A 12219-nucleotide genomic window follows, 5' to 3' on the forward strand; every position below is an offset into this window, starting at 1 on the left:
GGTGGCCGGCCCGGGCGAGGGCGGACAGTTCCTCCTGCGCGACCGCCGTGCCGACCTCGACGCCGCCGGGCGCCGCGTACGGCAGCAGGGTGCAGCGCAGGAAGCGCGCCCAGTCCTCGCCGCGGCGGTCGCCGTAGGAGGCGAACAGAGCCACCGCCTCGTCGCACAGGGCCAGCGCCTGCTGGGTGCGGGCGTTGCCCGCGTCCACCACGGCCAGCTCCAGACACGTCCACGCCTCGCCGTGCGCGACACCGATGCGCTGGAAGTCGGCGCGCGCGTCGACCAGCAGCTGGCGGGCAAAGCCGGAGTTGCGCAGGGAACCGGTCTGCGCCGCCCGCTGATCGCGAGTCACCCGGGCGGAGTGGTGGCGGGCGCAGGCCAGGCCGTACACGTCGCGCATGCGGGAGAACATCGTCCGGGCCCGCTCCAGCTCGCGCACCGCCTGGCCCAGATCGCCGGTCTCCTCCAGCGCCTGCCCCAGGTGGTACAGCGTCCACGCCTCGCCGCGCGCGTCCTCGTTGTCACGATGCCGGGCCGCCGCCCGCCGCAGCCCGTCCACCGCCCCCGAGCCGTCACCGGCCACCAGCCGGGCCCGCGCCAGCTGCGTCAGCGCCCAGGCCTCGCCCCGCGCGTCACGGGTACGGCCGTAGCGGTCCAGGGCCTGCTCCAGGTCGGCCTCCGCGCGCTCCACCTCGCCCATGCGCAGCGCGAGCTGGCCCAGCTGGAAGTGTGCCCAGGCCTCACCGTGCACCGAATCGCCCTCGCGGTGCAGCACCAGCGAACGCGTCAGCAGGTCCAGCGCCTGAGCCAGGTTCCCCCGGTCCCGCTCCACCGCGGCCAGCGCGTGCATCGTCCACGCCCGGTCCGTCGCCAACTCCGGAACCGCCTGCAGGTCCAGGGCCTCGCGCAGCCTGGCGGCCGCCTCCGTGAGATTGCCCTGATGGTGCAGGGTGATCCCGAGAGAGTTCAGCGCACGGGCCGCGCCCGCGTCGTGGTGGGCCTGCATGTACAGATCCACCACCGACGTCAGCGTCGTGCGAGCCTTGTCCAGCTCGCCCAGCTGACGGGCCGCGATGCCGGTGCGCCACTGCACCGAGCGGACCAGCAGCCCCTGGTCGACGGCCTGCGTCAGCTCGCTGATCTCACCGAGGCGGTACAGGTCGCCGCGCAGCAGGCAGTAGTCGCACAGTGCGCCCAGCAGGTTCAGCACGGCCGCCTGGTCCACGCCCTCCGCGTGCCGGAGGGCCGCCGTGATGAAGCTCGACTCGTCGTCCAGCCAGCGCAGTGCCTCGTCCAGCGAGGTGAAGCCGTGCGGGCTGAAGCGGTCGGAGCGCGTGGAGTTGTTGCCGTCGACCAGGCGCAGCACCGAGTCGGCCAGCTCGGCGTAGTTCCCGATCAGCCGCTCCTGGGCCGCCGTACGCTCGCCGGGTTCCTCCTCGTCGAGCAGACGGGCGTGGGAGAAGTCCCGCACCAGGTCGTGCAGCCGGTAGCGGCTGCCCCGGACATGGTCGATCAGGCCCGCCCCGGTGAGGGCCGCCAGCTGGCGGGACGCCTCCGCCTCGTCCGTGCCGAGTAGCGCGGCCGCCGCCGCCGCGCCGAGCGAGGCGCGGCCCGCCAGCGCGAGCCGCCGCAGCAGCCGCCGGGCCGGCTCCGACTGGTCGGTGTAGCGCAGCCACAGCACCCGCTCGACCGGTTCCACCGGCCCGTACGCCCCGAGATCCGTGGCCAGTTGACGGGGCGAGCGCGGGCCGATCGAGGAACCCGCGATCCGCAGCGCCAGCGGCAGCCCACCGCACAACCGGCGGATCCGCTCGGCGGACTCGGCGTCGTAGGGCCCCGAACCGTCCTGCGCCGCGGCGCCCAGCAGTTCCTCCGCGCCCGCCTCGTCCAGAGCCTCCACCGGCAGCTGGTACACCCAGGCCGGCAGGTCCTCGGGCAGCCGAAGCGGCCTGCGGGAGGTGACCAGGACCAGGCTGTCGGAGCGCTCGGGGACCAGGGCACGGACCTGCTCGGCGTCCGAGGCGTCGTCCAGCACGATCGTCACCGGCAGGCCCGTCAGGTGCTGGTCGTACAGCTCGCCCAGCCGCTTGACCTGCTGGTCGGCGGAGGAACGCTCGCGGAACAGCAACTGTTCGCGGGGCGCGCCGAGCCGGTTCAGCAGATGCAGCATGGCCTCGCGGGTGGTCAGCGGCGCCTCCTCCGCGTTGTCCCCGCGCAGGTCGACGACGACCGCACCGCGGAACTGGTCCTTGAGGTCGTGGGCCGCCCGGACGGCCAGGGTGGAACGGCCGGAGCCCGGCGCGCCGTGCAGCACGACGACCGTCGGCCGGGTCTCGCTGCTCGCACGGGCCGCCTGCACCCACTGCCGGATCCGCGCCATCTCCTGCCGCCGCCCCGCGAACACGCCCACGGGTTCGGGCAGTTGGCCGAAGGACTGCTCCAGCACGCTGCGCCTGCGGGCGGCCGCGCTCTTGTCCGTGCCCCGCAGCCGGGGCGCCGACTTCTTCGGCGCCGTGGAGGCGCCGAGTACGCGCTGCTGGTCGAGGAAGGGACGGATCCCGCGTACCTCCAGGGCGGTCAGCCACTGCAGCCGCAGTTGCTCGGAGCCGCCGGGCTGACCGGCGGCGCCCGCCCGGTGGTGGGCCGCGGGCAGATGGGCGGCGGTCACCTTCAGGACGGTGGCCGCCACGCCGACCACGCCGACCACGACGCCCGCGCCGACGGCGGTGCCCGTGCCGGTACCGAGGGCGACATCGGCCACGGCGGCGGCGAGCGCGGCGACGACCGCGACCATCAGGGCCGTCCCGGCACCCTCCTGCGCATACCGCTGCGCGAAGGTCAGCTGCCCGGCCGCCGCCTCGTCCAGCGCCCGGGTGTAGGCCTCGTACTCCTCGGCCGCCGGCTGCGCGAGGGTGTCCAGCGCCGCCCGGGCCCGCGACAGCAGCACACCGCCGTCCACACGCCCGCCCGATCGCCGTACCTCCTCCTCCACGGCCCGGGCCAGCAGCCGCTCGGCCTCCACCCGATGACTGTCCCGCATGTACCGTCCCCCTCCGGCGACAACTCCTGTGCGTACGAGTGTCCTTCGAGCCACCCGCGAAGGCGAGAGGGCGGCGATCGGGGCGGCGGGAGCGGGGCGGCACCGCCGACCCCGGTCACGTTCCGTGCCCGTCCGGAGCGGGTGAGGCAGGATGGGGGTATGCCGAACCGACTGGCTCACGAAACGTCCCCGTACCTGCTCCAGCACGCCGACAACCCGGTCGACTGGTGGCCCTGGTCGGGCGAGGCCTTCGAGGAGGCCCGCAAGCGGGGTGTGCCGGTCCTGCTGAGCATCGGCTACAGCAGTTGCCACTGGTGCCATGTCATGGCCCACGAGTCGTTCGAGGACCCGACCACCGCGGGCTACCTCAACGAGCACTTCGTCAGCGTCAAGGTCGACCGTGAGGAGCGGCCCGACGTCGATGCCGTCTACATGGAGGCGGTGCAGGCGGCCACCGGTCAGGGCGGCTGGCCGATGACCGTGTTCCTGACGCCCGACGCCGAGCCCTTCTACTTCGGCACGTACTTCCCGCCCGCGCCCCGGCACGGCATGCCCTCCTTCCGGCAGGTGCTCCAGGGCGTGCGGCAGGCCTGGGAGACGAGGCGGGAGGAGGTCACCGACGTCGCCGGCAAGATCGTGCGGGACCTCGCGCAGCGGGAGATCGACTACGGCGGTACGCAGACCCCGGGCGAGGAGGAGCTCGCGCAGGCCCTCCTCGGGCTGACCCGTGAGTACGATCCGCAGCGCGGCGGATTCGGCGGGGCGCCCAAGTTCCCGCCGTCCATGGTGATCGAGTTCCTGCTGCGCCACCACGCCCGCACCGGCTCCGAGGGAGCCCTGCAGATGGCCCGGGACACCTGCGAGCGCATGGCCCGCGGCGGCATCTACGACCAGCTCGGCGGCGGCTTCGCCCGCTACTCCGTCGACCGCGACTGGGTGGTGCCGCACTTCGAGAAGATGCTGTACGACAACGCCCTGCTGTGCCGTGTCTACGCCCACCTGTGGCGCGCCACGGGCTCCGAGCTCGCCCGCCGGGTCGCCGTGGAGACCGCCGACTTCATGGTGCGCGAGCTGCGCACCGAAGAGGGTGGTTTCGCCTCCGCCCTCGATGCCGACAGCGACGACGGCACCGGGAGGCACGTCGAGGGCGCCTACTACGTCTGGACCCCTGAGCAGCTGCGCGACGTGCTCGGCCCCGAGGAGGCCGAACTCGCCGCCCAGTACTTCGGGGTGACCGAGGAAGGCACCTTCGAGCACGGCTCCTCGGTCCTTCAACTGCCTCAGCAGGAGGGCGTGTTCGACGCCGAGCGGATCGCCTCCGTCCGGCGCCGTCTGCTCGGCGAGCGCGCCGAGCGGCCCGCTCCGGGCCGGGACGACAAGGTCGTCGCCGCCTGGAACGGCCTGGCGATCGCCGCCCTCGCCGAGACCGGCGCGTACTTCGACCGGCCCGACCTGGTCGAGGCCGCGGTCGCCGCCGCCGACCTCCTGGTACGGCTGCACATGGACGAGCACGCCGGGCTGTCGCGCACCAGCAAGGACGGGCACGCCGGCGCGAACGCCGGGGTGCTGGAGGACTACGCGGACGTCGCCGAGGGCTTCCTGGCACTGGCGTCGGTCACCGGCGAGGGCGTCTGGCTGGAATTCGCGGGCCTGCTCCTCGACCACGTCCTGACCCGGTTCGTCGACCCGGAGTCGGGCTCCCTGTACGACACCGCCGCCGACGCCGAGAAACTGATCCGCCGGCCGCAGGACCCCACCGACAACGCCACCCCCTCCGGCTGGACGGCGGCCGCCGGCGCCCTGCTCGCCTACGCGGCCCACACGGGGTCGGAGGCCCACCGCACCGCCGCGGAGCGGGCGTTGGGCGTCGTGCGGGCACTCGGCCCGCGCGTTCCGCGCTTCATCGGCTGGGGGCTGGCCGTCGCCGAGGCCGCGCTCGACGGGCCGCGCGAGGTGGCGGTGGTCGGGTCCTCGCTCGCCGACGAGGCCGCGAAGACCCTGCACCGTACGGCACTTCTGGGCGCCGCCCCCGGCGCGGTGGTCGCCTACGGCGTCCCGGGCAGCGACGAGTTCCCCCTGCTCGCCGACCGTCCCCTCGTGAACGGCGCGCCGGCCGCGTACGTCTGCCGCAACTTCACCTGCGACGCGCCGACGACCGATCCGGAGCGGCTGCGGGTCGCGCTCGGCGGGTGAGTCGCGCGGCGTCAGGCCCGCTCACCGGCGTCGAGGCCGCCGGCCGAGTGGTGGGTTGCGATCGAACTCCCGGCTGATGGCGGAGACGGTGCCGGGTTGCGGATGCGCGGTCCTAAGCCCGCCGAACGGGCGAAAAGTGCCGCAGCCCTGCACTGCGCCGCAACCCGAAGCGGCACCACCGCTAGGGTTCCCGTGGTCTGAAGCATCGACGCGATCCGTCTTGAACAGGGCTTTCGCGTGACAGCGGCGCTGCTCCACGTCCGGCCTGAGCTGATGCGGACCGCGACGCCGGCGGCACGCCGCGGAAGGCCCCGACACCTCGCCTCATCACCTGGGCACGCCCGTTCACAGCGCACGGCCCGAGGTGCGGTCCGACGTGCGTCGCCCGACGAGGTGCCGCCGTATGCGGCTGCGGCACGAGGGAAAGGAGTCTCATGATCGGCAACGCACTGGACCGGGGGCGACCTGCGGGACCGCTCTTCGAGTGGGGGATCAGCAGGCTGCTGATGCTGATGCTGGTCTTCGGCCTGGTCACCCTGCCGGTCGCGGACGGGAACGACGGGGAAGTCTCCATCTACCAGCACTGGCTGTCGATCTTTCAGTCCGGGAGATTTCCCGTGGGTGACGACACCTGGCAGTACCCCCCCGGCATGTCTTTGGCGGTTGTGGCACCCGTGCTGTTGTTCGTACTCACCTACAAGAAGGCCTTCTTCGTGGCCGCCTTCCTGGTCGACGCCGCCGTGTTCGCCGGGCTGGTGCGCACCGGTCGCCGGCCGGAGCGCAGCATGGTGGGCGCCTGGGTCTGGACGCTCGGCGTCCCGCTGCTCGGGTCGATGCCCTACGCGCGTCTGGACATGACGGTCACGGGTCTCTGCGTGGCCGCTCTCCTCTGGTTGCCGTCCCGCGCCGGAGCCGGGAGTGCCCTGGCCGGCGTCGGGGCGACCATGAAGCTCTGGCCTGTGCTGGTACTGCTGGGAATCGGGTCGAAAGAGGCCGCGCGCTCGGCGTGGAAGCGGGCCCTGGCGGTCGCGGCCGGTATCTGCCTGGTGCTCGGTGCCGTCCTGCCAGGGGTGTGGTCCTTCGCCATCGGACAGAGCAATCGCGGCCTTCAGATCGAGTCGTTCGGAGCGCTGCCCTTCCACGTGGCCCGCCACTTCGGCTGGCCCGGACAGGTACAGCTGGCCTACGGCGCCATGCAGTTCACAGGCCCGTACGTGGAACTCGTGTCGCGCGCACTCCTGGTCCTGAACGTCCTCGCTCTGGCCTGGCTGCTGTGGTTGAGGCGGCGGCTTCCGGCGAGCTTCTTCACGGACGCCGCTCCCTCGTTCCTGGGGCTCACCGCAGTCCTGCTCTGCGTCTTCACCAGCCGAGTGTTCAGTCCTCAGTTCATGCTCTGGACGGTCGGGCTCGCCGCCGTCGGCACCACCTGGCGCACCTCCGCGATGCGGGCCCCGGCCCGCCTGATCCTCGCAGCGTGTGGCTTCACCTTGGTCATCTACCCGTTCACCTACTGGGATGTCGTCAACAGCACCTGGTCCGCCGTCGCCACCCTGGCTGTACGCGACGGGCTGCTGGTGGCGGCCGCGGTGCTCCTCCTGCGCCGGCTCCACTCCGCGACCACCGCGGCCAGGACCCGGCCGGTACGGGCAGGGGCCCTGGTGCCACGGCCACACACCGCGGACGAGGTCGCGCCCACGGGCTGAACAAAACCCCTACCGGCTCGGAAACGCGGCCAGCGCGCCCCGCACGATCGCCTCCAGCTGGTCGTGGTGGGCGCCCTTCCAGTAGGCGCGGCCGCAGGCGCGGCACTGGGCGAAGACGTCGTAGGTGCGCCGGGTGCCGTGTTCGAGCTGGTCGGCGACCTCTTCCTTGGTGGCCTCCCGCAGCAGGCCGTTGCAGGCGGTGCATCGGGTCCAGGGCCGTAGCTCGGGGTGGAAGCGGCCGAGGACGTCACGGAGCTGGTCGTCGGGGCGGGTGCTGTAGACGAAGGCGCCCGCCCACAGCTCGCGGCGGCGCAGCAGGCCCCGGTCGCGGCTGAGCATGACCCGTTTCTCCGCCGCCGAGCGGGCGGCGAGCGCCGCGTCGCCGATGTCCGTCGACTCGTACGCGGTGTCCACGCCGAGGAGGCGCAGGCGCCGGGCGAGGGTGCCGAGGTGGACGTCGAGGAGGAAGCGGAGGGGGGCGCCCGGGACCTGCTGGGGGCGTTCGACGGCCCGGACCTGCACGGAGTCGCCTGCGGCCGGGACGTACGAGGTGGGCACCTCGCGGCCGTCCACCACCAGGCTCCCGACCTCGGTCAGCGGGACGCCGATGGACTCGACGACGTGGCCGAGTGAGGAGACGCCGTCGGTCGCGACCTCTCCGGCTCCCCGGCGCCGCTCGTTCGGCACGAAGAGGGCCAGTTCGGGGGCGAACTCGACGTGGATCTCGGGACCGTTCACCCGGTCAGGATGTCACGGAAGGGGCGCCCTGGGCTCAGGGGTTTTCGGTGGGCAGGCCGTGCTCCAGGACGTCGAGGGCGCGGTCCACGAGGTCGCGGAGTTCGCCCCGGAAGTCGTTCTCCGCCCAATGCATGTACACCTCCATCAGGCCGCCGGTGAGGGACATCGCGTAGACGCGCACTTCGAGGCTGTCCGGGTCCAGGCCGGTGCGCTCGGCGATGGACTCGCGGATCAGACGCCCGGTCTCCGACATGCTCTCGACCATTCGGGAGCGGACGGCCGGGATCTGGATCCCGAGGTGCGCCCGCATCCGGACCACCTCGGGATCCTCCGCCATCATCGTGTCGAGGGCCATGTGGATCACGTGCCGCAGCGAGTCGATCCACGACTCGTCGGCGGGCCGTGCGCGCAACTCCTCCACCATCAGGGGGTCGTACTCGTCCGTGAGGACGATGTCCTCCTTGGTCGGGAAGTAACGGAAGACGGTCGACGGCGACACCTCGGCCCGGTCGGCGATCTGCTCGATCGTCGTGGCGTCGTACCCCTGCTCCTTGATCAGCGCGTATGTCGCGTCGCGGATCGCCTCGCGGGTCTTGATCTTCTTGCGCTCACGAAGTCCCAGCTGGGGGCGGTCGGCGGGGGAGAAGCGGGAACGTGCGGCCGTCATGGGGCTCATTGTCGGGCATTCCCCGCCGGGGTGACCACGTCGGGGGCGACGCCTTCCGCGGACGGCACGGGCGTCGCCCTCGGCAGGAAGGCCGCCGCCAGCAGCGCGGAGACCAGGGCGGCGATGCCGCACACCAGCAGGACCACGCCCATGCCGTGGACGTACGCGCTGTCCGCGGAGGCCACCAGACGGGCCGAGCCCGCCTTCTCGCCGATCAGGTGCGCGGCGACCACGGAGTCACCGGCGGTGTCGGCGGCCTGGACGGGCAGCCCGGTGACGTCGAGCCGGTCGCGGAAGACGCCCGCGAGCAGGCTGCCCAGCAGGGCGATGCCGATCGCGGCGCCGACCTGGCGCAGCGTCATGAGCAGGCCCGAGCCGCTGCCGGCCCGGTCGCGGGGCAGGGTGCCGAGGGCGCCGTCCATCGCGGGCACGACGGAGAATCCGAACCCGACGCCGGCGATCGAGAGCCACAGCGCGGTGAAGCCGTAGCCGGAGTCGACCGTCGTACGGCTGCCGAGCAGTGCGGCGAAGGCCAGCACCACCAGGCCGGCGCTCACCACGGCACGAGGACCGAACCGTGCGACGATCGGCTGCGCGCCCCGCGCGGCGAGCATCAGGCCGCCCATCATCGGCAGCAGGCGCAGTCCGGTCCCCAGGGCGTCATGGCCGAGGACGGCCTGCAGATACGGGGGCAGCACGAACAGCAGGCCCGACAGGACGAACATCACCAGGGTCGCGGCGAGCGTGTTGAACAGGAAGCCGCGTTGGGCCAGCAGCGTCATGTCGAGCATGGGGCGCACGGCCCGCCGTTCGCGCAGCACCAGCGAGACGAGCAGCACAACCGCGGCGCCGAACATCGCGAGCACCAGTGTGTCGTCCCAGCCGCGGTCGGGTGCCTCGATGATCGCGTAGACGAGGGCGCCCAGGCCGGTCGCGGTGAGCGCGGTGGACAGGGCGTCGACCCGGGGGGACGCGGGGTCGCCGGTCTCCGGGAGCAGGAACACGCAGGCGGCGATGCCGATCGCGGCCATCGGGACGTTGACGAGGAAGACCGAGCCCCACCAGAAGTGGTTCAGCAGCCAGCCGCCGATGATCGGGCCGAGCGGCAGACCGAGCGCGGAGGCGGCCGAGATGATGCCGACGGCCCTGGTGCGCTCGTCGGGCCCGAAGAGCGAGGGCAGCACGGAGAGCGCGAGAGGGGTGACGAGCGCCCCGCCGACGCCCATGAAGGCCCGGGCCGCGACGACCCAGTTCACGTCCTCTGCCAGCGCGCCCACCAGCGAGCCGAGGAGGAAGACCCCGAGCCCGGCGATGAGCATCCGGCGTCGCCCGAACCGGTCGCCGAGGAGTCCCGCGGGGAGCATCAGCGCGGCGAAGACGACGACGTACGCGTCCGCCATCCACTGCTGCCGGCCGGTGGTGGCGCCGAGCTCGCCGGCCATGGTCGGCAGTGCCACGTTGAGGATCGTCGTGTCGAAGCCGAGCGTGAGCATGCTCGCGACCAGGGCCCCGAGGGCCCACCAGCGGCGCGGGTCGCGCCGTACGCCTTCCACCTGGGTGACAGTAGCCATGAAATGAAAGTAACTCTCAAAATCTAGATACTGTCAATCGATATGAACTTTCGCGCGCACACGAGAACGGCCACGGCTCGTGTGAGCCGTGGCCGCGAAAGGGGCGGAGGGCGGGAGCGTCAGGCGTGCTGGTACGCCACCAGCGAGATCCCCACGTAGTGGACCACGAAGGCCGCCAGCGTGAAGGAGTGGAAGACCTCGTGGAAGCCGAACCAGCGGGGGGACGGGTTCGGCCGCTTGATGCCGTAGACGAGGCCCCCCGCGCTGTAGAGGAGCCCGCCGACGATCACCAGGACCAGGACCGCGATGCCGCCGGTGCGCAGGAAGTCCGGCAGGAAGAACACGGCCGCCCAGCCCATCGCGATGTAGCAGGGGGTGTAGAGCCAGCGCGGGGCGCCGACCCAGAAGACCCGGAAGACGATGCCGGCCACGGCCGCGGCCCAGATGCCCCACAGCAGCCACTGGCCCTTCGCGCCGGGCAGGAGCAGCAGAGTCAGCGGCGTGTAGGTGCCCGCGATGATCAGGAAGATGTTCGCGTGGTCGAGGCGGCGCAGTACGCCGCCCATGCGCGGGCCCCAGTTGCCCCGGTGGTAGAGCGCGCTCACGCCGAACAGCAGGCAGGCGGTGAGGACGTAGATGCCGCAGGCGATCCGCCCGCGGGTGGAGTCGGCGAGCGCGGTGAGCACGAGGCCCGCTATGAGCACGGCAGGGAACATGCCCAGGTGCAGCCAGCCGCGCAGCTTGGGCTTGATCGGATGCGGCAGGGGGAGCGCTGCCGGACCGCGGCCGCCGGCCGGCCGGTCCAGGGGCGCGTCGGAGGCGGACGTAGTCATGGGGGGCATGGTACCTACGTCACCGTAAGTCGGGTGTGAACGCGCAGCGTGAGCAGCGAGTGATCGCGAAGAGCGGGCGAAACGCAAAAAGTCCTCCTCCTGAACCCAACGTGGACGCAAAGAATCACGGAAACCGTGGCGTTCCTCACGCCGCTCACCTGTGCGGCCCTCTGGACAGATGCGCGGGTTAGTCGGATGATCAAATGAGTGCGGTCGGCACCGGATGAGCGGCTACGAAGCATCCGGGTCGCAGCCCCCACGGGGCGACAAGACAAAAAACCCCTCATTTAGGAGCGATCGTGGCGCGCGACATCGCGGCTCCCCCCGTCATCCCGACCAACCACAAGGACCTGATCTCGTGGGTCGACGAGATCGCGGAACTCACGCAGCCGGACAACGTGGTCTGGTGTGACGGATCCGAGGCCGAGTACGAGCGACTGTGCGAGGAGCTCGTCCGGAAGGGCACGTTCCGGAAACTCGACCCGATCAAGCGCCCCAACTCCTACTACGCGGCCTCGGACCCGTCCGACGTGGCCCGCGTGGAGGACCGGACGTTCATCTGCTCCGAGAAGGAGGCGGACGCCGGCCCCACCAACCACTGGAAGGCCCCCGCCGAGATGCGGGAGATCTTCCAGGGCACGGACGGCAAGGGCGGCGTCTTCCGCGGCTCGATGAAGGGCCGGACGATGTACGTCGTCCCGTTCTGCATGGGCCCCCTCGGCTCGCCGCTCTCTGCGATCGGCGTCGAGATCACCGACTCCGCCTACGTCGCCGTGTCCATGCGCACCATGACCCGCATGGGACAGCCGGTGCTGGACGAGCTCGGTGACAGCGGCTTCTTCGTCAAGGCCGTCCACACCCTCGGCGCCCCGCTGGAGCCGGGCCAGGAGGACGTCCCCTGGCCGTGCAACTCCACCAAGTACATCTCGCACTTCCCCGAGAGCCGCGAGATCTGGTCCTACGGCTCCGGCTACGGCGGCAACGCGCTGCTGGGCAAGAAGTGCTACGCCCTGCGCATCGCCTCCGTCATGGCCCGCGACGAGGGCTGGCTGGCCGAGCACATGCTGATCCTCAAGCTCACCCCGCCCACCGGCGAGGCCAAGTACGTCGCCGCCGCCTTCCCGAGCGCCTGCGGCAAGACCAACCTCGCCATGCTGGAGCCGACGATATCCGGCTGGACCGTCGAGACCATCGGCGACGACATCGCGTGGATGCGGTTCGGCCAGGACGGCCGGCTGTACGCGATCAACCCCGAGGCCGGCTTCTTCGGCGTGGCGCCCGGCACCGGCGAGCACACCAACGCCAACGCGATGAAGACGCTGTGGGGCAACTCGGTCTTCACCAACGTCGCCCTCACCGACGACGGCGACGTGTGGTGGGAGGGCATGACGCCGGAGTCCCCGGCCCACCTGACGGACTGGAAGGGCCGCGACTGGACCCCGGACTCCTCCGAGCCCGCCGCCCACCCCAACGC

At 71.9% G+C, this 12219-nt stretch carries 8 protein-coding genes; 3 read left to right on the forward strand and 5 right to left on the reverse strand.

What is annotated here, in order from left to right:
* Positions 1–3040: tetratricopeptide repeat protein (locus BZY54_RS20650; RefSeq protein ID WP_107419765.1), on the reverse strand; the 3040-nt coding region annotated here is incomplete at its 3' end.
* 159 nt (positions 3041–3199) lie between these two features.
* On the opposite strand from BZY54_RS20650, the gene BZY54_RS20655 reads away from it, so the two are divergent.
* Together BZY54_RS20655 and BZY54_RS20660 are read left to right on the forward strand one after the other, a co-directional pair.
* The gene (locus BZY54_RS20655) at positions 3200–5233 is read left to right on the forward strand and encodes a thioredoxin domain-containing protein (RefSeq protein WP_167414032.1); all 2034 of its coding nucleotides are present in this window, start codon (positions 3200–3202) and stop codon (positions 5231–5233) included.
* A 434-nt stretch (positions 5234–5667) separates the two neighbouring features.
* Positions 5668–6936, forward strand: a complete 1269-nt coding sequence (locus tag BZY54_RS20660) for a glycosyltransferase family 87 protein (RefSeq protein WP_086726669.1) — start codon at positions 5668–5670, stop codon at positions 6934–6936.
* 9 nt (positions 6937–6945) lie between these two features.
* Here the strand turns inward: BZY54_RS20660 and BZY54_RS20665 are convergent, their stop codons facing one another.
* The 4 genes from BZY54_RS20665 to trhA form a co-directional block, all read right to left on the reverse strand.
* A complete protein-coding gene (locus BZY54_RS20665) occupies positions 6946–7674 on the reverse strand; it encodes a Mut7-C RNAse domain-containing protein (RefSeq protein WP_086726670.1) in 729 nt (242 codons plus the stop codon).
* A 34-nt stretch (positions 7675–7708) separates the two neighbouring features.
* Positions 7709–8341: an acyl-CoA-like ligand-binding transcription factor gene (locus BZY54_RS20670; protein WP_086726671.1), complete on the reverse strand. Its 633-nt coding sequence runs from the start codon at positions 8339–8341 to the stop codon at positions 7709–7711.
* A 5-nt stretch (positions 8342–8346) separates the two neighbouring features.
* A complete protein-coding gene (locus tag BZY54_RS20675) occupies positions 8347–9912 on the reverse strand; it encodes an MFS transporter (protein WP_086726672.1) in 1566 nt (521 codons plus the stop codon).
* A gap of 119 nt (positions 9913–10031) precedes the next feature.
* On the reverse strand, positions 10032–10745 hold the full coding sequence (trhA, locus tag BZY54_RS20680) for a PAQR family membrane homeostasis protein TrhA (RefSeq protein ID WP_086726673.1): 714 nt from the start codon (positions 10743–10745) through the stop codon (positions 10032–10034).
* A gap of 299 nt (positions 10746–11044) precedes the next feature.
* Here trhA and BZY54_RS20685 point away from each other — a divergent pair.
* Positions 11045–12219 (forward strand): phosphoenolpyruvate carboxykinase (GTP) (locus tag BZY54_RS20685; protein WP_086726674.1); only part of this gene is annotated, 1175 nt, incomplete at its 3' end.

It is taken from the genome of Streptomyces carpinensis (genome assembly GCF_002154505.1).
In the GTDB taxonomy this organism is placed as follows: Bacteria; Actinomycetota; Actinomycetes; order Streptomycetales; family Streptomycetaceae; genus Streptomyces; species Streptomyces carpinensis.